Annotated in this window: 21 protein-coding genes; 18 read left to right on the top strand and 3 right to left on the bottom strand. The window is 62.1% G+C overall.

What is annotated here, in order from left to right; all coding sequences use genetic code 11:
• Nucleotides 1-34 precede the first annotated feature (34 nt).
• The 6 genes from G6N78_RS05605 to G6N78_RS05580 all read left to right on the top strand — a co-directional run bounded on the left by G6N78_RS05605 (nucleotide 35) and on the right by G6N78_RS05580 (nucleotide 4,047).
• Nucleotides 35-877 carry a peptidylprolyl isomerase gene (locus tag G6N78_RS05605; protein ID WP_165216388.1) on the top strand — a complete coding sequence of 281 codons (843 nt, stop codon included), beginning with the start codon at nucleotides 35-37 and terminating at the stop codon, nucleotides 875-877.
• Between the two features lie 79 nt (nucleotides 878-956).
• Nucleotides 957-2,198 (top strand): bifunctional glutamate N-acetyltransferase/amino-acid acetyltransferase ArgJ, encoded by a 1,242-nt coding sequence (gene argJ, locus G6N78_RS05600; protein WP_165216386.1) that lies wholly within the window; start codon nucleotides 957-959, stop codon nucleotides 2,196-2,198.
• 8 nt (nucleotides 2,199-2,206) lie between these two features.
• The gene (locus G6N78_RS05595) at nucleotides 2,207-2,980 is read left to right on the top strand and encodes a GNAT family N-acetyltransferase (protein WP_165216384.1); all 774 of its coding nucleotides are present in this window, start codon (nucleotides 2,207-2,209) and stop codon (nucleotides 2,978-2,980) included.
• A gap of 2 nt (nucleotides 2,981-2,982) precedes the next feature.
• Nucleotides 2,983-3,393 (top strand): 8-oxo-dGTP diphosphatase MutT, encoded by a 411-nt coding sequence (gene mutT, locus G6N78_RS05590; protein WP_165216382.1) that lies wholly within the window; start codon nucleotides 2,983-2,985, stop codon nucleotides 3,391-3,393.
• A 111-nt stretch (nucleotides 3,394-3,504) separates the two neighbouring features.
• A complete protein-coding gene (locus tag G6N78_RS05585; protein ID WP_165216380.1) occupies nucleotides 3,505-3,834 on the top strand; it encodes a hypothetical protein in 330 nt (109 codons plus the stop codon).
• A gap of 45 nt (nucleotides 3,835-3,879) precedes the next feature.
• Nucleotides 3,880-4,047 carry a Flp family type IVb pilin gene (locus G6N78_RS05580; protein ID WP_165216378.1) on the top strand — a complete coding sequence of 56 codons (168 nt, stop codon included), beginning with the start codon at nucleotides 3,880-3,882 and terminating at the stop codon, nucleotides 4,045-4,047.
• Here the strand turns inward: G6N78_RS05580 and G6N78_RS05575 are convergent.
• A complete protein-coding gene (locus G6N78_RS05575; RefSeq protein WP_165216377.1) occupies nucleotides 4,034-4,936 on the bottom strand; it encodes a methyltransferase domain-containing protein in 903 nt (300 codons plus the stop codon). The two genes, G6N78_RS05580 and G6N78_RS05575, sit on opposite strands and share 14 nt — an antisense overlap.
• Nucleotides 4,937-5,023: 87 nt before the next feature.
• On the opposite strand from G6N78_RS05575, the gene G6N78_RS05570 reads away from it, so the two are divergent.
• From G6N78_RS05570 to G6N78_RS05555, 4 genes are read left to right on the top strand one after another with little or no spacing between them, the layout of a single operon-like run.
• Nucleotides 5,024-5,800 carry a ComF family protein gene (locus G6N78_RS05570; protein WP_165216375.1) on the top strand — a complete coding sequence of 259 codons (777 nt, stop codon included), beginning with the start codon at nucleotides 5,024-5,026 and terminating at the stop codon, nucleotides 5,798-5,800.
• A 58-nt stretch (nucleotides 5,801-5,858) separates the two neighbouring features.
• A complete protein-coding gene (gene grxC, locus G6N78_RS05565; protein WP_165216373.1) occupies nucleotides 5,859-6,116 on the top strand; it encodes a glutaredoxin 3 in 258 nt (85 codons plus the stop codon).
• 9 nt (nucleotides 6,117-6,125) lie between these two features.
• Nucleotides 6,126-6,977, top strand: a complete 852-nt coding sequence (locus G6N78_RS05560) for a carbon-nitrogen hydrolase family protein (protein WP_165216372.1) — start codon at nucleotides 6,126-6,128, stop codon at nucleotides 6,975-6,977.
• Nucleotides 6,974-7,402, top strand: coding sequence for a DUF1178 family protein (locus G6N78_RS05555; RefSeq protein ID WP_165216370.1), 429 nt, complete (start codon nucleotides 6,974-6,976; stop codon nucleotides 7,400-7,402). The genes G6N78_RS05560 and G6N78_RS05555 overlap by 4 nt, the downstream gene beginning before the upstream one ends.
• A gap of 39 nt (nucleotides 7,403-7,441) precedes the next feature.
• Here G6N78_RS05555 and ubiG read toward each other — a convergent pair whose 3' ends face one another.
• Complete coding sequence (ubiG, locus tag G6N78_RS05550; RefSeq protein ID WP_165216368.1) at nucleotides 7,442-8,188, bottom strand: bifunctional 2-polyprenyl-6-hydroxyphenol methylase/3-demethylubiquinol 3-O-methyltransferase UbiG; 747 nt, start codon at nucleotides 8,186-8,188, stop codon at nucleotides 7,442-7,444.
• A gap of 258 nt (nucleotides 8,189-8,446) precedes the next feature.
• Here ubiG and G6N78_RS05545 point away from each other — a divergent pair, with 258 nt between their 5' ends.
• From G6N78_RS05545 to clpB, 7 genes are all read left to right on the top strand, one after another.
• The gene (locus tag G6N78_RS05545) at nucleotides 8,447-9,196 is read left to right on the top strand and encodes an SH3 domain-containing protein (RefSeq protein ID WP_165216366.1); all 750 of its coding nucleotides are present in this window, start codon (nucleotides 8,447-8,449) and stop codon (nucleotides 9,194-9,196) included.
• Nucleotides 9,197-9,393: 197 nt separating this feature from the next.
• Complete coding sequence (locus tag G6N78_RS05540) at nucleotides 9,394-10,668, top strand: aspartate kinase (protein ID WP_165216364.1); 1,275 nt, start codon at nucleotides 9,394-9,396, stop codon at nucleotides 10,666-10,668.
• An 87-nt stretch (nucleotides 10,669-10,755) separates the two neighbouring features.
• Entirely contained in the window at nucleotides 10,756-13,023 is a 2,268-nt protein-coding gene (ptsP, locus tag G6N78_RS05535) for a phosphoenolpyruvate--protein phosphotransferase (protein WP_165221320.1), read from the top strand.
• A gap of 29 nt (nucleotides 13,024-13,052) precedes the next feature.
• A complete protein-coding gene (gene prfA, locus G6N78_RS05530) occupies nucleotides 13,053-14,132 on the top strand; it encodes a peptide chain release factor 1 (protein WP_165216363.1) in 1,080 nt (359 codons plus the stop codon).
• A complete protein-coding gene (gene prmC / locus G6N78_RS05525) occupies nucleotides 14,132-14,995 on the top strand; it encodes a peptide chain release factor N(5)-glutamine methyltransferase (protein ID WP_165216361.1) in 864 nt (287 codons plus the stop codon). Before prfA ends, prmC begins: the two co-directional genes overlap by 1 nt.
• Before the next feature lie 329 nt (nucleotides 14,996-15,324).
• Nucleotides 15,325-16,089 carry a DUF4167 domain-containing protein gene (locus G6N78_RS05520; RefSeq protein ID WP_165221317.1) on the top strand — a complete coding sequence of 255 codons (765 nt, stop codon included), beginning with the start codon at nucleotides 15,325-15,327 and terminating at the stop codon, nucleotides 16,087-16,089.
• A 235-nt stretch (nucleotides 16,090-16,324) separates the two neighbouring features.
• Nucleotides 16,325-18,925: an ATP-dependent chaperone ClpB gene (gene clpB, locus G6N78_RS05515; protein WP_165216359.1), complete on the top strand. Its 2,601-nt coding sequence runs from the start codon at nucleotides 16,325-16,327 to the stop codon at nucleotides 18,923-18,925.
• 73 nt (nucleotides 18,926-18,998) lie between these two features.
• Here the strand turns inward: clpB and G6N78_RS05510 are convergent, their stop codons facing one another.
• Nucleotides 18,999-20,936, bottom strand: coding sequence for a M23 family metallopeptidase (locus G6N78_RS05510; protein WP_165216358.1), 1,938 nt, complete (start codon nucleotides 20,934-20,936; stop codon nucleotides 18,999-19,001).
• A 511-nt stretch (nucleotides 20,937-21,447) separates the two neighbouring features.
• On the opposite strand from G6N78_RS05510, the gene G6N78_RS05505 reads away from it, so the two are divergent.
• Nucleotides 21,448-21,687 carry a hypothetical protein gene (locus G6N78_RS05505; RefSeq protein ID WP_165216357.1) on the top strand — a complete coding sequence of 80 codons (240 nt, stop codon included), beginning with the start codon at nucleotides 21,448-21,450 and terminating at the stop codon, nucleotides 21,685-21,687.
• Nucleotides 21,688-21,762: the final 75 nt, after the last annotated feature.

Below are 21,762 nucleotides of genomic sequence, written 5' to 3'. Positions count from 1 at the left end.
CATCAGACCGGTGTTCAATCCGAAAGGTAGTTCAATGTTTCGCCCCACATTCATCGCAGCTGCCGCCCTGGCCGTCGCGGTTTCCTTCCAGGCGCCGGCCTTCGCTCAGACCGATGCCGTGATCGCCAAGATCGGCACTGTCGAAATCCACCAGTCGGATCTGGACACGGCGATCGCCAATCTCAGCCAGCAGTATCAGCAGCTGCCGGAAGACCAGCGCAAGGTCGCAGCCCTTTCGCAGCTGATCGACATCAAGCTGGTGGCGAAGAAGGCTGAAGCCGCCGGCCTGCAGAATGCCGACGACTTCAAGAAGCGCATGGCCTACCTGCAGGAGCGCGAACTGCACAATGCCTACCTGCGGGACCAGTTCGACAAGCTGAAGCCGGAAGAGGTCAAGGCACGCTACGACAAGGAAGTCGCAGCCATGCCGAAGGAAGAGGAAGTGCATGCCCGCCACATCCTGGTGAAGACCGAGGACGAGGCGAAGGAGATCATCAAGCAGCTCGATGCCGGCAAGGACTTTATCGAACTGGCCAAGGAAAAGTCTGAAGACACCAGCAAGTCCGATGGCGGCGATCTCGGCTACTTCACCAAGGGCCGCATGGTTCCGGAATTCGAACAGGCTGCCTTTGCGCTGGAAAAGGGTGCCTACACGAAGACCCCGGTGCAGTCGCAGTTCGGCTGGCACGTGATCAAGGTGGAAGACAAGCGTGATGCTCAGCCGCCGGCATTCGACCAGGTCGAGCCGCAGGTTCGCCAGATCGTCATGCAGGAGAAGTACACCCAGATCATCGACGATGCGAAGAAGGACCAGAAGGTCGAGATCATGGACGAGGCCACGCGCAAGGCCTATGAGGAACTGACCAAGGGCGAGTAATTCGCTCGTCGAACGATAAACCTGGCCCGCATTTGCGGGCCTTTCCATATCCGGATCTCACGTTTGGATCTCAAGGCTCATGTCCGCAACCGTTTCTCCGCTCGCCCCGAAGTCCTATCCCGAAATGCCGGCCCTGCGCGGAGTGCGCATGGCAACGGCTGCCGCCGGCATCAAGTATAAGAACCGCACCGACGTTCTCCTGATGGTGTTCGACGAACCGGCGGCCGTCGCCGGCGTCTTCACGCGTTCCAAGTGCCCCTCGGCGCCGGTCGATTTCTGCCGGGCCAACCTGCCGGCCGCCAAGGCGCGCGCCGTGGTCGTCAATTCGGGCAATGCCAATGCCTTTACCGGCGTCAAGGGCAAGGCGGCGACGGAACTGACGGCGCGTTCCGCATCGGAGGCCGTCGGCTGCGCCACCAACGAGGTCTATCTCGCCTCCACCGGCGTGATCGGCGAGCCGCTCGATGCCACCAAGTTTGCCGGTGTCCTGGGCGACATGCATGGTGAGGCGATCGGCGATTTCTGGCTGGAAGCCGCCAAGGCAATCATGACGACCGACACCTATCCGAAGGTTGCGACCCGCACCGCCGAGATCGGCGGCGTGACGGTCACGATCAACGGCATTGCCAAGGGCGCCGGCATGATCGCGCCCGACATGGCCACCATGCTCTCCTTCGTCGCGACCGACGCGGATATCGCACCGGCGGCACTGCAGGCGCTGTTGTCGGACGGCGTCGGCCCGACCTTCAATTCGGTGACCGTCGACAGCGACACCTCGACCTCCGACACGCTTCTCCTGTTTGCGACCGGCAAGGCGAAGGACGATGGCCAGGTGGCGGTGGAGATGGCGGATGATGCGCGGCTCTCGTCCTTCCGGGCGGCGCTGAACGACCTGCTGAAGGATCTTGCCCTGCAGGTGGTGCGTGACGGCGAAGGCGCTCGCAAGATGGTGGAGGTCACCGTGACCGGCGCCGAGAGCGATGTCGCGGCCAAGCGCATTGCGCTCTCGATTGCCAATTCGCCGCTGGTGAAGACGGCGGTTGCCGGCGAGGATGCCAACTGGGGCCGCGTCGTGATGGCGGTCGGCAAGTCGGGCGAGATGGCGGATCGCGATCGTCTGGCGATCTGGTTCGGCGATGTGCGCGTCGCCGTCAACGGCGAGCGCGATCCTTCCTATTCCGAAGCTGCCGCGACGGCGGTGATGCAGCAGGAAGATATTCTGATCCGTGCCGATATCGGTCTTGGTTCCGGAACGGCTACCGTCTGGACATGTGACCTGACGAAGGAATATGTCGCCATCAATGGTGACTACCGGAGCTGATGATATTGATGCAGGCACTTTCTCCCCACGGCAACCTGCCGCTTGTGCGGCGCCTGGAAGCGGTGGGTTTTCGCGCATGGCCCGCAGCTTCCGTCGTCTATGACGGGAGCTGGCAGGTTCGTCTGACCGGCGGGCATCCGTCGAAGCGGCTGAATTGCGTCGTGCCGCTCGATCCGTCCGATTATCGCGATGCGGAGATGCGGATCGAAAAGGCCCGCAAGCGTTTCGAGGATTATGGCCGCCCGCTGGTGATCCGCGAGACGCCGCTTGCCCCGAAGCCGCTCCTGTCCATGCTCGATGCGAATGGCTGGGAGGTTTTCGAGACGGCCAGGGTCATGACGGCGGATCTGACCCGCCTCGAACTTCCCGATGTGCTCGATCATCTGCCGAGCCACGATATCGGCCGTTTCATTGATGCGCTGATTGCGGTCGATGAGGCGGATCCGGCGATCAAGCCGGCCTTGGCGGAGATCATCAGCGCCATCAAGCCGGCGACAGGTCTCTTTACGATCGAAAATCCGGGCGAGGCACCGCAGGCCGTGGCGCTCTGCGTTCAGGACAATGACCTGGCCGGCATTCTGTCCTTCTGCGTGGCGAGGGAGCGGCGGCGCAAGGGGCTCGGGACCGAGATGCTGTCGGCCGCACTTCGATGGGCGCGGATCAGCGGCGCGCGCACCGCCTGGCTGCAGGTGCATTCGCACAACGCCGGCGCCATCGCGCTCTACGAAAAGTTCGGTTTCCGTGAGGTCTACCAATATCACTACTGGCGCCAAGGGGCATGAGCATGGGTGAGGGCAAGAAGATCGTGCTGGTGGCCGCCTGCGCCCTGGTGGATACCGATGGCCGCATTCTTATTGCCCAACGGCCCGAAGGCAAAAGCCTGGCGGGCCTCTGGGAATTTCCAGGCGGCAAGGTGGAGGCCGGCGAGACGCCGGAAGAAACGCTCGTTCGCGAACTGGAGGAGGAGCTGGGCATTACCACCAAGGTGGCCTGTCTGGCGCCGCTCACCTTCGCCAGCCACACCTATGAAACCTTCCACCTGTTGATGCCGCTTTACGTCTGCCGCCGCTTTGAGGGCATTCCGAGCGGCCGTGAAGGTCAGGCCATCAAATGGGTGCGCCCGAACGCGCTGCGCGATTATCCGATGCCGCCGGCAGACGAGCCGCTCATTCCCTTCCTGCAAGACCTGCTCTGACTTATCCACAGACCGCCGCCGGTCTCCCGCTTTGCGTTCACCGTTAACAGATCCTTTAAGGGATTCGGCCAATATGCAGCTTTACGGATGTAACTGCGTAACGAGGCGGCCATGGATGAGGAATTCTGGAAAACTGTTCGTGCCCAGCAGAGGGCGTCGATCAGGTCCGGCAGGACTGGCAGGACCGGCGCACTGAACGTTGCGCTGCTGTTCGGCACGGCAGCCATCGCCTTGTCTCTGATCGTTACACCGATGCTCGCCAGCCGTCAGGATGCGCGCCACCTGGCCCATGTCCAGGAAGAATTCGACATGATCACCACCGGTTCGATCAAGTCGGAGGAAAAAGGAACGAAACATTATACTATTCGCCGTAGCGTTCTGCAGGAAACCCCCGGCTCCGTCTGTGTGGTGCAGGGCTACGGCAACGACGATCGCTGTTGAGCCGCCAAGGGCAGTCTTGCTGCCTCCCCGTGGCGAAGGACTGTAATGAAGACCTTTTTGAGATATCTTCGTGACGAGACCGGCGCAACGGCCATCGAATACGGGCTGATCGCCGGCATTCTGGGCATGGCGATCATTGCGGGCTTCGGTACGCTCAGTAACAATGTCGAGAAGATCCTCAACACCATCAACGACAGCATCAAGTCCGATTAGGCTCGTCCTTCGCTGACGGTTCCAGCCCAGCCTTCAGCGCATCCGCCAGCCGCATCTTGGCCGAACCCGGCTTCAATGGCTTCTGCTGGCTTTCATGCGGTGCCCAACCCGACACATAGACGATCGAGAAGGTGGCGCGGATGCGTCCGTCCGGATCGGAATAGCGTTCGGCGTAGAGTTGGGCCGCGCGCAGGAAGAAACTGCGGGTGAGCGGCTTGCGGCTGCGCCCGATCAGCGGATTGGTCATGCCCATGGCGCGCAGATCCCGCATCAGGTCGAACAGCGTGTCATACCGCACCGTGTAGTTTTCCGCATCGATGACGGGGAGCGCAAAACCGGCGCGCTGCAACAGGCCACCGATATCGCGGACATCGGCAAAGGGAATGACGCGCGGGCTGGCGCCGCCCAGAACCTCGGCCTCCGCCGACAGCAGAACGTCGCGCAGTTCGCCCAGCGTGCCGGCGCCGGGAATGGCGGCGAGAAAAAGCCCGTCCGGCTTCAAGGCCCTGCGGATGCGCACCATCATGCCGGGTGTGTCGTTGGTCAGGTGCAGGGACAGGGGCGAGAGCACCAGGTTGACCGACTGGTCCGCCAGGGGCACGTCTTCCAGCTCTGCCGGTTCGACGCCTTCCGCGGCGCTTGCAAAGACCGGCCCCGTCTCGATACGACGGATCGTGCCGATGCGTCCGGTGGCAAAAGCGGCGCGGGCAGCGGAACCCGTTGCGCCGTGCAGTTCCACCGCTTCATCGAAATGCCGCTCGACCACCGCCAGCCGTTCCGCCAGTTCGCGGGCCGCGACATCCACCAGAAAGTCGGCACCGGAAACGGCCTGTCTGGCGGCGCGCTCGCGTCGGCGGGTGACCAGCGGCAGGTCGAAAAGCATGTCCATGACGAATTCCACTCACTGATGTTCGGGACGCAATTTCGATCGCAATTGCGAGTCGCATGGGCGCCACGATCGGATTAAAGTCAAGAGATGGGGGATGTGGACGATAAAATCGAGGTTCTGCCGCGCCGTTTCCGGTGGTCGGACTGGCTGCGTCCGGTTCTCCACATTCTCTACCCGCCCTGTTGTGCGGCATGTGGAATCCGCACCGGCGTGCATCATGCGCTGTGCCCCGGCTGCTGGCGGCAGATGCGGTTTATCGAGCGGCCCTTCTGCGAGGTTCTCGGTATTCCCTTCTCCTTCGATCCGGGGGAGGGCATGGTCTGTGCCGAGGCGATTGCCGAGCCGCCGATCTTCGATCGGCTAAGGGCAGTTGCGCTGCACGAGGGGCCGGCCAGGTCTCTGGTGCATGCGCTGAAATACCGGGACCGGACAGAGCTTGCCGGCATGATGGCACACTGGATGCAGCGGGCAGCCGGGGTTCACCTGCAGGAGGCCGATGCCATCATCCCGGTGCCGCTGCACTGGAGCCGGCTCGCCAGCCGCAGGTTCAACCAGGCAGCGGAACTGGCGCGTGCCCTGTCTCGTCTCTCCGGTAAACCGCTGCTCTCCGACGTGTTGATCCGCCGCAAACGGACACTGCGCCAGGTGGGGCTGACGGCAAATGCGCGCGAGGACAATCTCAGGGCCGCCTTTCGCATCGTGCCGGGGCGGGAGAACATGGTCTTCGGTCGCCACATCATCCTGGTCGATGACGTTTATACTACTGGGGCGACGGTTTCCTCCGCCACCCGGGCCCTCAAGCGCGCCGGTGCGACGGAGGTTACGGTTTTGAGCTTTGCAATGGCGCTGCGTCAGCCTATATGACCAAACAAAGACAGGTGGTTCCGATACCAGTTGCGGGCTGCCGGATACGGAGTTCCTGATGGCAGAAGTGGTAATCTACACACGTCAGCTCTGCGGTTATTGCGCACGGGCGAAATCTCTCTTGGCCTCGAAGGGTGTTTCCTTCACCGAGCATGATGCGACCTATAGCCAGGAGCTGCGGCAGGAGATGATCGGCAAGGCCCATGGCCGCTCGACCTTCCCGCAGATCTTCATCGACGGAAAGCATGTCGGCGGCTGCGATGACCTGCATGCGCTCGATCGCGACGGCAAGCTCGATCCGCTGCTGGCCGCCTGAGGACTTTTGATGACCTTCAAAGTTGCCGCTATCCAGATGTGCTCGGGCGTCGATCCGCAGAAGAATGCGGACGACATGGCGCGCCTTGTGCGTGACGCGGCGGCGCAAGGGGCAGTTTACGTCCAGACACCGGAAATGACCGGGGCGCTGCAGCGCAATCGCGCCGCACTCAAGGCCGTTCTCGCCGACGAGGACAGCGACGTGATCGTCGCCCGCGCCGCGGCTCTTGCGCGTGACCTCGGGATCTTCGTGCATGTCGGTTCGACGGCGATTGCGCGGGGCGACGAGAAGATGGCCAATCGCGGTTTCCTGTTCGGTCCGGACGGCAAGCGCATCTGTTCCTATGACAAGATCCACATGTTCGATGTCGATCTCGACAATGGCGAAAGCTGGCGGGAAAGCTCGGCTTACGAGGCGGGAACAGAGGCGCGCGTGGCGAACCTTCCGTTCGCGACGCTGGGCTTTGCCATCTGCTACGACGTGCGCTTCCCGCAGCTTTTCCGCAGTGAGGCTATGGCCGGTGCCGAAATCCTCACCGTGCCGGCGGCGTTTACCCGTCAGACCGGCGAGGCGCATTGGGAGATCCTGCTGCGCGCCCGCGCAATCGAAAACGGCGCCTTCCTGGTGGCCGCCGCGCAAGGCGGCGTGCATGAAGATGGCCGCGAAACCTATGGCCATTCGATGATCATCGATCCATGGGGCCGCGTTCTGGCAGAGGCCGGGGGAGCAGGCGAGGCGGTGCTCGTGGCGGAAATCGACATCGCGGACGTCAAGGCGGCGCGGGGCAAGATCCCGAACCTCAAGAATGCCCGCGAGTTTTCGCTCGACCGCGTTGCGGTAAGCGGAGGCATCCCGGCGTGATCCGCTATTCGCTCGTCTGTGACAGCGCCCACGGTTTTGAAGGCTGGTTTTCCGGGAGCGCCGATTTCGACCGGCAGGTGGAGACCGGTCTTCTGACCTGCCCGATCTGCGGCTCCGCCTCCGTCAGCAAGAGCTTGATGGCGCCCTCGGTTTCGACCGCCCGCAAGAAGGAAGCCCGCCAGCAGGTGGTGCTCGATACGGTGCGCGAGGAGGCCATGGCCAAGCTCAAGGAGGCAGTCGCCACGATCAAGGCGAATGCCGAGGATGTGGGCGAACGGTTTCCCGAAGAGGCGCGCAAGATCCATTACGGCGAAGCCGACGCGCGCGGCATCATCGGCCAGGCCAGTATCACCGAAGTGCGCGACCTAATCGACGAAGGCATCGAAATCGCGCCGCTGCCGGTGCTGCCGGATGATGCCAATTAACCGACGCCGGTCCTTGTCAGCCGACGTCGGTTGAGGCGTTTAGGCCAGCCGTTTCGCCAGCATCATGTAGTTGACATCCATGTCGCGCGACAGATTCCAGCGGTCCTGCAGCACGTTGTAGAAGACGCCGGTGCGGTGGATGATGTCCATGCCGGAGGCGGAGAGCGGGCGTTCCAGTTCGTCAGGGCGCACCAGCTTGTCGTAACTGTGGGTGCCCTTCGGCAGCCAGCGCAGGATGCGTTCGGCGGCAATGATGGCGAGCGCATTGGCCTTGAAGGTGCGGTTGATGGTGGCGATGAACATCAGCCCGCCGGGGCGCACCATGGAAGCGCAGGTGGAGATGAAGAGGTTCACATCGGCCACGTGTTCCACCACCTCCATGTTGAGGATCACGTCGAAGGTTTCGCCTTCGGCTGCCAGATGCTCGGCGGTCACGGCGCGGTAATCGACGGACACTCCGCTTTCACGCGCATGGGTCTCGGCGATTTTCACATTTTTTTCCGACGGATCGGCACCGATCACGGTGGCGCCCATGCGCGCCATGGGCTCCGAGAGCAGACCGCCGCCGCAGCCGATATCGAGGAAACGCAGGCCCTCGAAGGGTTTGTGGCTTTTCGGGTCGCGGCCGAACGCCTCGCAGACCTGGTCACGGATGAAGGCGATGCGCACCGGATTGAACTTGTGCAGCGGCTTGAACTTGCCGGTCGGGCTCCACCATTCGGCAGCCATCGCCGAGAAGCGGTCCACTTCACCCTGGTCGATCGTCGTGGCGGAGGCCTCGCTCATCGTTCATCTCCTTGTTCGTCTCAAGGCTTGAAGTCGGCCTAAGGCCCTTGCTTGTCAAGCCTGCCGCAGTGTCGCACGAGCTGCCGGTCGTGGATTGTCCATCATTCCCGACACTACTCCCGTCCTCCTCGCGCGGATCAATCGTCCGGCATCTTGACGCGGCGGGCTGACGAGCGACATGAAAAAACCCGAATTTCACGTGCGTGTGACGCCCGAAGGGACGTCACAAGAAAAAGATCAGATCCCAGGAGGTTGGGTGTGAAACGTCAAATCCTGAACATGCTGGCGGCGGGCCTTCTGCTTGCGCTGCCGGCGGTCGCCAATGCCGCCACGAACGGCTTTGCAACGACCAATGTCAACATGCGGTCCGGCCCGAGCACACGGTATCCGGCGGTCGTCGTCGTGCCCGCGGGCGCGCCGATCGTCATCCACGGGTGCCTCAACAATGTGAACTGGTGCGACGTCTCGTTTGCGCGCGGCCGCGGCTGGGTGTCCGGCAGCTATATCCAGGCGGGCTACCAGCAGCGCCGGGTCTATGTGGATCCGCAATATTACCGTCCGCTCGGCATTCCGACGATCACCTTCGACGTGGATACCTATTGGCAGCGCTACTACCGAGACCGTGATTTCTACCGTGAACGGGATCGCTGGAGAGGCTGGGACTATCGTCGCGAAGTGCCGCCGCCGCCGCGCTATTACGACAGCCGGCGCGACGACCCGATCCGCGATCCGAACCGCTACCGCGAGGACGGACGGTATCGGTATGATGACCGGTATCGCCTGGACGACCGCTACCGATACGACAACCGCGGCGGCGACGACCGCGGTGATCCGCGCGGGGACCGCAACTGGCGGGATCGACAGGACGGCAACTGGGACAATCGCGGTGATGGCGAGCGGGATCGTCGCCGGTGGGAAGAGGGGGCTCGTCCCGATGACCGCCGCGGCCCGCCGCCGGGTTTCGACGGTTGCACACCGGATCGTCCCTGCTCGCCGCCCGGACGGTGAGCCTGCCGCTCTTGCAGGCGCAGGTGCCGCATGACGTGGAGCGGCAGCGTACCGCGTCGGCTCATATCGCCATTGCGCCTTCAACACCTTTTCGCTAAGAGGACGCCGCAAAAGCCCCGGTCTTTCAAGGCCGGGGCGACCCGTGTTTGAAGCGGCATCCCGGGATCGGGTGTGCGAAAAGGTGGTTTTGGTCGGTTATGGCACGCATTGTCATGAAGTTCGGCGGCACGTCGGTCGCCAATCTCGAACGCATTCATAATGTGGCGCGCCATGTGAAACGCGAGGTCGATGCCGGTCATGAAGTGGCCGTCGTCGTTTCCGCCATGTCCGGCAAGACGAATGAACTCGTCGGTTGGGTACAGGATACCCCGAAGGTGACCGGCGCCAGCTCGCCCTTCTACGATGCCCGCGAATATGATGCCGTGGTGGCCTCCGGCGAGCAGGTGACCTCCGGACTGCTCGCGATTGCGCTGCAGTCGATGGGCATCAATGCCCGCTCCTGGCAGGGCTGGCAGATCCCGATCCGCACCGACAATGCCCACGGCGCTGCCCGCATTCTCGATATCGACGGCTCCGACATCATCCGCCGCATGGGCGAGGGCCAAGTCGCGGTCGTCGCCGGCTTCCAGGGCCTTGGTCCGGACAACCGTATCGCGACACTCGGCCGCGGCGGTTCCGATACGTCGGCGGTTGCCATCGCGGCCGCGGTCAAGGCGGACCGGTGCGACATCTACACGGATGTCGATGGCGTCTACACGACCGATCCGCGCATCGTGCCGAAGGCGCGGCGCATGAAGAAGATTTCGTTCGAAGAAATGCTGGAAATGGCATCGCTGGGCGCCAAGGTGCTACAGGTTCGTTCCGTCGAGCTTGCCATGGTGCACAAGGTGCGCACCTTCGTTCGGTCCAGTTTCGAGGATCCCGATGCACCGGGCATGGGCGACCTCATCAACCCGCCCGGTACTTTGATTTGCGACGAGGAAGAGATCGTGGAACAGGAAGTCGTTACCGGCATCGCCTATGCCAAGGATGAAGCGCAGATTTCGTTGCGTCGCGTTGCCGACCGGCCGGGCGTTTCGGCGGCCATCTTCGGCCCGCTGGCGGAATCGCACATCAATGTCGACATGATCGTCCAGAACATTTCCGAGGACGGTTCCAAGACCGACATGACCTTCACCGTGCCGTTCGGCGACGTCGAAAAGGCCATGAAGGTTCTGGATGAGAACAAGGCGAAGATCGGCTTCGACGTGGTGCAGAACGAAACCGGCCTCTGCAAGGTCTCGGTCGTCGGTATCGGCATGCGGTCCCACGCCGGCGTTGCCGCCACCGCCTTCAAGGCGCTGGCCGACAAGGGGATCAACATCCGCGCCATCACCACCTCCGAGATCAAGATCTCGATCCTGATCGATGGCGCCTATTCCGAACTTGCGGTTCGCACTTTGCATTCCGCTTATGGTCTCGATAAGAGTTGATATCGTACCGGCGCAGTTGCGTCGCCTGAACGGGCGGCGCATCATCTTCCGGATGTGGTTATTTTAGATTCGGGAGTGGATATGCCGATGAGAGACCTGTCGGCAGGCCCGCGCGTCCTGCTGAGACGGCTTCGGGAACTGATGGCGGAGCCCCTGGAGCCGCAAGACCGGCTAGACCGGATCGTCAGCCAGATAGCCAGCAACATGGTGGCCGAGGTGTGCTCGGTCTACGTTCTGCGTTCCGACGGCGTTCTCGAACTCTATGCCACGGAAGGTCTCAACAAGGATGCCGTCCACCTCGCCCAGCTGAAAATGGGCCAGGGCCTCGTCGGCACGATCGCCGCGTCCGCGCAACCGCTCAATCTGTCCGATGCGCAATCGCACCCGGCCTTCCGCTACCTGCCGGAGACGGGCGAAGAAATCTACCATTCCTTCCTTGGTGTGCCGATCCTCCGAGCCGGTCGCACTTTGGGCGTTCTCGTCGTTCAGAACAAGGCACAGCGCAACTACCGCGAAGACGAGGTAGAGGCGATGGAAACGACTGCCATGCTGATCGCCGAGATGATTGCCACCGGAGAATTGAAGAAGATTACCCAGCCCGGCCTGGAGCTGGATCTGACCCGGGCGATCACCATCGAGGGGGATGGCTATAACGAAGGCATCGGCCTCGGACACGTCGTGCTGCACGAACCGCGCGTCGTCGTCACCAATCTCCTGAACGACGATGCGGACCGGGAAATCCACCGGCTGGCCGATGCGATCGGTTCGCTGCGGCTGTCGATCGACGACATGCTGTCGCGCCGCGAGGTGGCTCAGGAAGGCGAGCACCGCGAGGTTCTTGAGACCTACCGCATGTTTGCCCACGACCAGGGCTGGGTGCGGCGCATGGAAGAGGCGATCCGCAACGGTCTGACGGCGGAAGCGGCGGTCGAAAAGGTGCAGAGCGACACCAAGGCGCGCATGATGCGCCTGACCGATCCGTACCTGCGCGAGCGCATGCATGATTTCGATGATCTGGCGAACCGCCTGCTGCGCCAGCTGACCGGCTTTTCCGGCCGTGCCTTCGATGAAGGCTTCCCGACGGATGCAATCATCTTTGCGCGGGCGATGGGCGCGGCGGAACTTCTCGATTATCCGCGTGCCAACCTGCGCGGCCTCGTGCTCGAAGATGGCGCGGTGACCAGCCATGTCGTCATCGTCGCGCGTGCCATGGGCATTCCGGTGCTCGGCCAGGCTACGGGTGTCGTGGCGCTCGCCGAAAACGGTGACGCGGCCATCATCGACGGCGACGACGGGCAGGTGCATCTGCGCCCCGTTGCCGATCTGGTGAAGGCTTACGAGGAAAAGGTTCGCCTGAGGGCGAAACGGCAGGAACAGTTCCGGGCGTTGCGCGATGTCGATCCGGTCACCAAGGACGGCCAGCGGGTGAGCCTGCTGATGAATGCCGGCCTGATCGTCGACCTGCCGCAGCTGGCGGAATCGGGCGCGGACGGGATCGGGCTGTTCCGCACCGAACTGCAGTTCATGATCGCCTCCAAGATGCCGAAGCTGGAGGAGCAGGAAGCCTTCTATCGCAATGTTCTGCGCCAGACCGCCGGCCATCCGGTGACTTTCCGCACGCTCGACATCGGTGGCGACAAGGTGGTGTCCTATTTCCGCAGCCAGGAAGAGGAAAATCCGGCGCTTGGCTGGCGGGCAATCCGCCTGTCGCTCGACCGGCCGGGCCTGTTGCGCACCCAGCTGCGCGCCCTGCTGCGGGCATCTGCCGGCACGCAGCTGAAGATGATGCTGCCGATGGTGACGGAGGTCTCCGAAATCCGGGCGGTGCGCGAGTTGATGCAGAAGGAAGTGCAGCATCTGTCGAAGTTCGGCCATCAGCTGCCGCGCAAGCTGCAATTCGGTGCCATGCTGGAAGTGCCGGCGCTGATGTGGCAGCTGGATGAACTGATGCAGGAGGTGGATTTCGTCTCCGTCGGGTCGAACGACCTCTTCCAGTTCATGATGGCATCCGATCGCGGCAATGCGCGCGTCTCCGACCGGTTCGATATTCTCGGCAAGCCGTTCCTCCGAATCCTGCGCGATATCGTCCGGGCGGCCGAGCGCAACAAGACGCCGCTGACGCTGTGCGGCGAGATGGCGAGCAAGCCCTTGTCGGCCATGGCGCTGATCGGCCTCGGTTTCCGCTCCGTGTCCATGACGCCGACCTCGATCGGGCCGGTGAAGGCGATGCTGCTCGGGCTCGATGCGGGACTGCTGGCGGAAGACCTGAACCGTGCGCTCGACGATCACACCTCGATTGCCTCCGTGCGCGACCTGCTGGTCGCCTTCGCTCAGGCCAACAACATACCCGTCTAGAACAACAAGAAAAATCGGAGTCCTGTAGGGTGGCGAAGCTTCCTGTCGAAAAAATGCGTGAACTGGAACGCCGGTTTGGCGAGATCGAGGCACGCATGTCCGAAGGTCCGGCGGCGGATGTCTATGTGAAGCTCGCCTCCGAATATTCCGAACTGCAGCCGCTCGTTGCCAAGATTCGTGAATACGAGAAGGTGCTGGCGGAAATCTCCGACCTGAAGACGCTCCTGGGCGACAAGGGCACCGACCGCGAGATGCGGGAACTGGCCGAACTGGAACTGCCGGATGCGCAGGAGCGGGTCGAGGCGTTGGAACAGGACATGCAGATCCTGCTGCTGCCCAAGGATGCGGCCGACGAGAAGAACGCGATCCTGGAAATCCGCGCCGGTACCGGCGGCAACGAGGCGGCGCTGTTTGCCGGCGACCTCTTCCGCATGTACGAGCGCTTCGCCTCCACCAAGGGCTGGAAGGTCGAGGTGCTGTCTGCCTCCGAAGGGGAGGCCGGCGGCTACAAGGAAATCATCGCGACGATCAGCGGACGCGGCGCATTTGCCAAGCTGAAGTTCGAATCCGGCGTGCACCGGGTGCAGCGCGTGCCGGAAACGGAAGCGAGTGGGCGCATCCACACGTCTGCGGCAACCGTTGCCGTGCTGCCGGAGGCGGAAGACATCGATATCGAGATCCGCCCGGAGGATATCCGCATCGACACAATGCGTTCGTCCGGCGCCGGTGGGCAGCACGTCAACACGACCGATTCGGCGGTGCGCATCACCCACCTGCCGACGGGCATCATCGTGACGAGTTCGGAAAAATCGCAGCACCAGAACCGCGCCAAGGCGATGCAGGTGCTGCGCTCGCGCCTCTACGATATCGAACGGCAGAAGGCCGACAGTGAACGTTCCGCCGACCGCCGGAGCCAGGTCGGATCGGGCGATCGCTCGGAGCGCATCCGCACCTATAATTTCCCGCAGGGACGCGTCACCGATCACCGCATCAACCTGACGCTCTACAAGCTGGACCGGATGGTCGAGGGCGAAATCGACGAATTGGTCGATGCCCTGATTGCCGATTACCAGGCCGGACAACTGGCGCAACTTGGCGAACAGCCGTGATGGCAGCAACGCTTTCGGCAGTTCTGGCAGACATCCGCAAACGGTTTGCGGAGGCCGGCCTGCCGGATGCGGCGACCGATGCACGGGTTCTCGTTGCGGGTCTCCTTGATCTTTCGCCGACTGAGATGGTGCTGAACGGCGAGCGGATTTTGTCCGCCGACGAGATCGAGCGCATCGACAGTGCTGCGGTGCGGCGGATCCATCGCGAGCCGGTGCACCGCATCCTCGGCTTTCGCGAGTTCTACGGCCTGCGGTTTATGCTCTCGCCGGAGACACTGGAGCCGAGGCCGGATACGGAGGTGCTGGTGGATGCGGTATTGCGGCATGCGCGGCCAATTTTTGGAGATCGGCCCGGTCGCATGCTCGACCTTGGGACGGGAACGGGGGCGATCCTGATCGCTCTCCTCAGCGAACTGCCCGATTTTTTCGGTGTTGCCGCCGATATCTCGGCCGGCGCCCTTGAAACGGCAAGCCGCAATGCACAGTTCAATGGGGTGAGCGACCGCTTTGCCACCGTGGAGACGGACTGGTTCGCGAAGATCGAGGGCCGCTTTGACATAATCGTGTCAAATCCGCCTTATATCACAACAGACATCATCGCCGAACTGGAGCCGGACGTGCGGATCTTTGATCCCGACCTGGCTCTTGATGGAGGCATCGATGGTCTTGATGCGTATCGCGCGATTGCGAATGGTGCTGCGGCTTTCCTGTCGGATGATGGCGTGATCGGTCTGGAGATCGGTTACGATCAGAAGCAGGCGGTTACGGATCTCTTCCTGACGCAAGGTTATACTTTGATTGAATCGGTAACCGACTATGGAGGCAATGACCGTGCGCTGATCTTCGCACGGCACAAAGCATAGTCCCGCCTTGCCTTTACCTCCTTTTGCACAAGCGAAAGAAAAGGCTTGGATTTCCAAATGAAGCGGGATAGGTTGCAGGCACGCGCTGGGCGGCTGGGAATGAACGGAGATTCGTTCAGGTTAAGGTCAACCGGATAGCAGCTCTCCTTAGGGGAGCTTCCAGGGTTGAACATTACCTAGTGCGTGCATCACATAAACTGACTTCCACTAGCGGCAGGATGGATGGATCGCACCTGTCCGCGGCACGTGAAGCCTTGTTCTGGCTTGAAAAGCCGCATGGCCGCGTGGCCCTTAATCAGCAAAGCACAGAGAATTCAGGTGAAAAATCGATGAGGCCAGGACAGCAGAACAAGCGTGGTCGGGGGCGCGGCAATAACAACAATAACAACAACAATGGTGGCGGTAACAATTTCAACCGAAAGGGTTCCAACCCATTAACCCGGACCTACGACAGTTCCGGTCCGGACATCAAGATCCGCGGTACGGCTCAGCATATTGCCGAAAAATACGCGACCTTGGCCCGCGATGCGCAGAGCGCAGGTGACCGCGTGATGGCGGAAAACTACCTGCAGCATGCGGAACATTACAACCGCATCATCGCCGCCGCCCAGGCGCAGATGCAGGAGCGTTATCAGCGCGACGAGCGCAATGACGGCAGCGATCGCGATGGCGACGACATGGACGGCAACGAGATGGACGATAACGTCAACGTCTCGCAGCAGCCGCAGCCTCAACCCCAGCAACCGCAGCAGCAGTCCCGCCGGTCGGAACCCCGGGAACAGCGCGAGCCTCGGGAACAGCGCGAGCCGCGTGAACCTCGCGAGCCGCGTGAACCTCGCGAACCGCGTCCCCAGCCGGTGGTCGCCGAAGCAGCGCCTGCCATCGACGGCAGCGGGCCGCAGCCGGTGATCGAAGGCACGCCGGCCGAGGTGGCCATCGAGGAAGAGGGGACGGCAGCCGCTCCGCGCCAGCCGCGTCGCCGCACTGCTGCCAACCGCCCGCGTCGTCCGCGTCGCACCGCCGAAGGTGGTGAAGGCGGCGAGGCATCCGGCGATGAGGCTCCGGCCATGGCCGAAGCTGTTCCTGGCGAATAAGCCTGACCCTTCCAGAAAATTGACGGACTGCAAGACCCTGGCGCTATCGCCGGGGTTTTTGTTTTTGCCATCTTTAAACGGAAACTTCAGCCTCCCATATCACGCTCAGAATGCTTCTTCCGCCAAGGTTCCGATGCGGATTGCGGTGGAAGATGCGGGGCTCGCCTTTTGAGGGAGCTCAATCTCAATTGTCGGCCTGTGCCTTATAAGGGCAGGGCGATCCAAGGAGGTTCACATGAACATCGAGAAATATTCCGAGCGGGTTCGCGGTTTCCTGCAATCGGCCCAGACCTATGCGCTGTCCGAAGGGCATCAGCAGTTTACCCCCGAACATGTGCTGAAGGTGCTGCTGGACGACGACCAGGGCATGGCCGCCTCGCTCATCGAGCGGGCCGGCGGCAATGCCAAGGAAGCCCGGCTTGCCAATGATGCAGCACTGGCCAAGCTCCCGAAAGTGTCCGGCGGCAATGGCCAGGTCTATCTGGCGCAGCCGCTTGCCAAGGTTTTTTCCACGGCGGAAGAGGCGGCCAAGAAGGCCGGCGACAGCTTCGTTACCGTGGAACGACTGCTTTTGGCGCTGGCGATCGAAAGCTCTGCCTCGACGGCGGCTAGCCTGAAGAAGGCCGGCGTCTCCGCCCAGGGTCTCAACCAGGTGATCAACGACATCCGCAAGGGCCGCACCGCTGACAGCGCCAATGCCGAACAGGGCTTTGACGCGCTGAAGAAGTTCGCCCGCGACCTGACGGCGGAAGCCCGCGAAGGCCGGCTCGACCCCGTCATCGGCCGCGACGACGAAATTCGCCGCACGATCCAGGTGTTGTCGCGCCGCACGAAGAACAATCCGGTCCTCATCGGTGAACCGGGCGTCGGCAAGACGGCGATCGCCGAAGGCTTGGCGCTGCGCATCGTCAATGGCGACGTGCCGGAGAGCCTCAAGGACAAGAAGCTGATGGCGCTCGACATGGGCGCGCTGATTGCCGGTGCGAAATATCGCGGCGAATTCGAGGAGCGGCTCAAAAGCGTGCTCAACGAAGTGCAGTCGGAAAACGGCGAGATCATTCTCTTCATCGACGAGATGCACACGCTGGTCGGTGCCGGCAAGGCCGATGGCGCAATGGACGCCTCCAACCTGCTGAAGCCGGCGCTTGCGCGCGGCGAATTGCACTGCGTGGGGGCCACGACGCTCGATGAATATCGCAAGCATGTGGAAAAGGACCCGGCGCTCGCCCGTCGTTTCCAGCCGGTGATGGTGGACGAGCCGACGGTGGAGGACACGATTTCCATCCTGCGCGGCCTCAAGGAAAAATACGAGCAGCACCACAAGGTGCGGATCTCCGATTCCGCGCTGGTGGCGGCCGCGACGCTCTCCAACCGCTACATCACCGACCGCTTCCTGCCGGACAAGGCCATCGACCTGATGGATGAGGCGGCGTCCCGGTTGCGCATGCAGGTGGATTCCAAGCCCGAGGAACTGGACGAGCTCGACCGCCGCATCATTCAGCTTAAGATCGAGCGCGAAGCCCTGAAGAAGGAGACCGACACGGCGTCCGCCGACCGTCTGGCCCGTCTGGAGGGTGAACTTGCCTCGCTGGAAGAACAGGCCGATGCACTGACGGCCCGCTGGCAGGCGGAAAAGCAGAAGCTTGGCCTTGCGGCTGACCTGAAGCGCCAGCTGGATGAGGCCCGCAACGATCTTGCGATCGCCCAGCGCAAGGGGGAATATCAGCGCGCCGGCGAGCTGACCTACGGCGTCATTCCGAATCTGGAAAAGGCGCTGAAGGAAGCCGAGGAGCGCGACGTTTCCGGTTCGTCCATGGTGCAGGAGGTCGTCAATCCGGATGCCATTGCCCATGTCGTCTCCCGCTGGACCGGCATTCCGGTCGATAAGATGTTGGAAGGCGAGCGCGACAAGTTGCTGCGCATGGAAGACGAGCTGGCAAAATCCGTTGTCGGCCAGGGCGATGCGGTGCAGGCCGTCTCGCGCGCCGTGCGCCGCTCGCGTGCCGGGCTGCAGGATCCGAACCGGCCGATCGGCTCGTTCATCTTCCTCGGCCCGACGGGTGTCGGCAAGACGGAGCTCACCAAGTCGCTTGCCCGTTTCCTCTTCGATGACGAGACGGCAATGGTGCGCATCGATATGTCCGAATACATGGAGAAGCACTCGGTCGCCCGGTTGATCGGGGCGCCTCCCGGCTATGTCGGTTACGACGAAGGGGGGGCTTTGACGGAAGCCATCCGCCGCAAGCCCTACCAGGTCGTGCTGTTCGACGAGATCGAAAAGGCGCATCCGGATGTGTTCAACGTGCTGCTGCAGGTGCTGGATGACGGTCGCCTGACGGACGGCCAGGGCCGCACGGTGGATTTCAAGAACACGATCATCATCATGACCTCCAACCTCGGCGCGGAATATCTGACCAATCTTGCCGAAGGGCAGGATGTGGACAGTGTCCGCGACCAGGTGATGGACGTGGTTAAGGCGTCGTTCCGGCCGGAATTCCTCAACCGCGTGGACGAGATCATCCTCTTCCATCGCCTGGCCCGCAGCGAGATGGGGGCGATCGTCGATATCCAGCTGAAGCGGCTGCTGCAGCTGCTGCTCGATCGTAAGATCGTCATCGAACTCGGCGAAGATGCCCGCGAATGGCTGGCCAACAAGGGCTATGACCCGGTCTATGGTGCCCGGCCGCTGAAGCGGGTCATCCAGAAGTTCGTCCAGGATCCGCTCGCCGAACAGATCCTCGGTGGCCAGGTGCCGGATGGTTCGACCGTCAAGGTCTCCGCCGGCTCCGATCGCCTGCTCTTTTACGTCAAGAAGGACGTGGCGGAAGCCGCTTGAACATGAGTGATGAAGGGCCACCCGCGCGGGTGGCCCTTTTTACATGTGACGGAGTTTTGATGGCGGACCGCCGTCAGCGACTGGCGACCTGCTCGGAATTCTTCGGGTCGAGCAGGGTATCGATGCGCTTGCGCTCCTCTTCGAAGCGGGCAAGCATCTGGCCGGAGAGCGACTTGCCGCCCGGCAGGCGCACCTTCATCGCATCCACCTTCGTGCCGTTGACGATGAGTTCGTAGTGCAGGTGGGCACCGGTGGAGGAGCCCGTCGAGCCGACATAACCGATCACCTGGCCCTGGCGGATGCGCGCACCTTCCCGCACGCCCTTGGCGATGGCGCTCTGGTGATTGTACGAGGTTTCGTAGCCATTGGTGTGGCGGATGATGGTCTGGTTGCCGTAACCGGAGGCCCAGCCGGCTTTTTCGACGATGCCGTCGCCGGTCGCGATGATCGGCGTGCCGCGCGAGGCCGCCCAGTCCGTGCCGGTGTGCATGCGGGAATAGCCGAGGATCGGGTGGCGGCGCATGCCAAAACCGGAGGTCAGACGGCCGTTCGGCACGGGATTGCGCAGCAGAAACTGGCGAATGCTCTTTCCGTCCTGATCGAAATAATCGATCGAATGATCATCCGGGTTCTGGAAGCGGTAGAAGCGGGTGACCGTGTCGCCGAACTTGGCGTTGACGTAGAGCAGTTCGGAATTCGGGCCTGCGGCGCCCGTTTCATCCGCGGCGGAGAAAAAGGCTTCGATCGTATCGGTCGGCTTCAGCTGCGCCTGCAGATCGGTGGTGCTCGCGAGAAGCTTGACGATGAGCGAGGTCATGTCCTGCGTCATGCCGTAGGAAAGGGCCGCCCGGTAGATCCCGTCATAGACGCTCGGCAGATCGCGACCGGGCGAGACGACCGGTACCTCCTCGGAAAAAGCGGTATCGACTGCATCGAGATGCGGCGGTTCGCTGCCCTTCACGTAACGGCGATCATCGTCCAGTGCGATCGTGGCCTCATGTCGTCCCTTGCGGTAAAGGCTCGCCCGGACGATCGAGACAAGATCGCCGTCCTGAATGAGGCCGATCCGCAGGACGTCGCCGATCTGCAGGGTCGGCCCTCCCAGGATCTCGCCGAGACTCTCGGCAATCGTGGTGGCATATTCCTTGGGATAGCCGAGGCCCGTCATCGCCTCAGCGATCGTGTTGTCGCGGCGCACCGGGATCACGTCTTCCGCATAATCGCGGTTTTTGCCATTGATCGGCTCGGGATTGGCGACGGAGATGTTCTCCTCCACGATGCGCGCGGAGAGCGGGATGCCCATGGAAAGATTGGGCTCATCCGCTTCGAACCGCTGCGGATCGACATAATAGAGCGATGCCTTCTGCGTGACGCCTTCGGTCAGCAGGGAGCCGTTGGTGCGGACGTTTTCCTCGATTTCCTCGAGCGTCATGCCAGGCGCGTAGGGAATGGCGCTGCTGTCGGTCGGGAAGGGCAACATTTGCAGGTTGACCTCGGAATCCACCTTCGAGCCATAGATCACGCCGGGGAGTGCCACTCCTTCGTCCGCCTCGCGCGGGCCGGTGGAAAAGATGTTGAGCGGGTCGAAGGGCGGGTAATCCTCCGCCGAGGCCTGCTGGTAGGCGGCCAGGGTCATTCGCACATGGGAAAACGGCTGCCGCTTGACGATCTCGCGAGAGCCTTCCTTCACCAGGGTCGCCACCTCCATCACCTTGCGGCCGGTCGGCTGTGCAATGAGCTTGTTGCCGATGAGGCGATTGCCGCGGCTGACGCTTTCCTTGTCATGGCGGGGAAGGGCGGCAAAGGCTTCCGCCGGAATGGCCAGCTGCTGGCGACCGTCGAGGGCGGCAAACAGCGCAACCCCCATCAGCACGGAGGAGGTGATCCCGGTCAGGAAGGTGCCCGACAGCCAGCGCAGCGAAATCTCGCGCCGATCCGGCGCACGTCGACCGTCTGCCAGAAGCGGCGCCTCGTTTCCGAGCGATGACACCATGGTGCGAGGCATCGTCATTCCTAAGGTGTCACCCCTTTTGTTGTCGTTCCTGGCGCGGATCATGCGGCATGAGATGTGCCCAATCTGGCACGGAGAGTCAAATCAGCGAAGGCGCATCCAAGCGTGTCGGTGGAGAATCAACAGCCGATCTCGCCGTCCTCATTGACGGGTGATTGTGGAATAGTCTTGGCAAACGGGCGGTTTCAGGACTGCTATCGCAGTAGGCAGTAGGCAGTAGGCAGTAGGCAGTAGGCAGTAGGCAGTAGGGGATAGGGAAGAGGGAAGAGGGAATAGGGAATAGGGAATAGGGAATAGGGGATAGGGAAGAGGCAGTAGGAGAGGGAGGGAGGAAGAGAGCGACTGTCTTGCGGATCGTGGCGTTGGCGGGGGGGCTGGGCCACGGAGATTGACGGGCATTTTTGCGGTCATCGGGCTGGCAATCCCGCGTAATTTTGAAAATTCATCATGAAATCAGTGACTTGTCGTTTTTTTGAATTTTTTGCGACTGTTGGAGTTGACGGTATGATGAGTGATCCGTATAACCCGCTTCACCAACGAGGGCGGCGGCGCTGCTGGCGACGGAGTTACTCGTTCTGGTGAAATTGGTAGATTGGTTGGCGATTTTGCTGATTGGTTTGTTGATTTTGCTAGGTTTTTGATCACGACATTGGCGGAATGCGAATGTGAGCCGAGATTTCGGTTTTGGCTCTGGTGGTTGATTTTGGTTTTAGTTTTGACTGCGGATTGCGGTCTGTTTTTTGACAATTGAATATGGATAAGAAAGAGAAACGTGGTCGGCGCGGTTTCGCGGGAAGTTTAGGCTTCCTGTTTGAAAACGATTAGA

Origin of the sequence: Allorhizobium pseudoryzae (assembly GCF_011046245.1) — a bacterium.
GTDB lineage: Bacteria > Pseudomonadota > Alphaproteobacteria > Rhizobiales > Rhizobiaceae > Neorhizobium > Neorhizobium pseudoryzae.
This window is presented reverse-complemented; position numbering and strand designations above follow the sequence as displayed.

What these genes read in the sequence shown, in the direction of transcription:
- G6N78_RS05560 (WP_165216372.1), top strand. Translation starts at nt 6,126, where the DNA reads ATGACCTTCAAAGTTGCCGCTATCCAGATGTGCTCGGGCGTCGATCCG.
- G6N78_RS05575 (WP_165216377.1), bottom strand. Translation starts at nt 4,936, where the DNA reads ATGGACATGCTTTTCGACCTGCCGCTGGTCACCCGCCGACGCGAGCGC.
- prmC (WP_165216361.1), top strand. Translation starts at nt 14,132, where the DNA reads ATGGCAGCAACGCTTTCGGCAGTTCTGGCAGACATCCGCAAACGGTTT.
- G6N78_RS05585 (WP_165216380.1), top strand. Translation starts at nt 3,505, where the DNA reads ATGGATGAGGAATTCTGGAAAACTGTTCGTGCCCAGCAGAGGGCGTCG.
- G6N78_RS05570 (WP_165216375.1), top strand. Translation starts at nt 5,024, where the DNA reads ATGGGGGATGTGGACGATAAAATCGAGGTTCTGCCGCGCCGTTTCCGG.
- G6N78_RS05595 (WP_165216384.1), top strand. Translation starts at nt 2,207, where the DNA reads ATGCAGGCACTTTCTCCCCACGGCAACCTGCCGCTTGTGCGGCGCCTG.
- G6N78_RS05605 (WP_165216388.1), top strand. Translation starts at nt 35, where the DNA reads ATGTTTCGCCCCACATTCATCGCAGCTGCCGCCCTGGCCGTCGCGGTT.
- ptsP (WP_165221320.1), top strand. Translation starts at nt 10,756, where the DNA reads ATGAGAGACCTGTCGGCAGGCCCGCGCGTCCTGCTGAGACGGCTTCGG.
- mutT (WP_165216382.1), top strand. Translation starts at nt 2,983, where the DNA reads ATGGGTGAGGGCAAGAAGATCGTGCTGGTGGCCGCCTGCGCCCTGGTG.
- G6N78_RS05580 (WP_165216378.1), top strand. Translation starts at nt 3,880, where the DNA reads ATGAAGACCTTTTTGAGATATCTTCGTGACGAGACCGGCGCAACGGCC.
- clpB (WP_165216359.1), top strand. Translation starts at nt 16,325, where the DNA reads ATGAACATCGAGAAATATTCCGAGCGGGTTCGCGGTTTCCTGCAATCG.
- G6N78_RS05520 (WP_165221317.1), top strand. Translation starts at nt 15,325, where the DNA reads ATGAGGCCAGGACAGCAGAACAAGCGTGGTCGGGGGCGCGGCAATAAC.
- grxC (WP_165216373.1), top strand. Translation starts at nt 5,859, where the DNA reads ATGGCAGAAGTGGTAATCTACACACGTCAGCTCTGCGGTTATTGCGCA.
- G6N78_RS05540 (WP_165216364.1), top strand. Translation starts at nt 9,394, where the DNA reads ATGGCACGCATTGTCATGAAGTTCGGCGGCACGTCGGTCGCCAATCTC.
- argJ (WP_165216386.1), top strand. Translation starts at nt 957, where the DNA reads ATGTCCGCAACCGTTTCTCCGCTCGCCCCGAAGTCCTATCCCGAAATG.
- ubiG (WP_165216368.1), bottom strand. Translation starts at nt 8,188, where the DNA reads ATGAGCGAGGCCTCCGCCACGACGATCGACCAGGGTGAAGTGGACCGC.
- G6N78_RS05510 (WP_165216358.1), bottom strand. Translation starts at nt 20,936, where the DNA reads ATGACGATGCCTCGCACCATGGTGTCATCGCTCGGAAACGAGGCGCCG.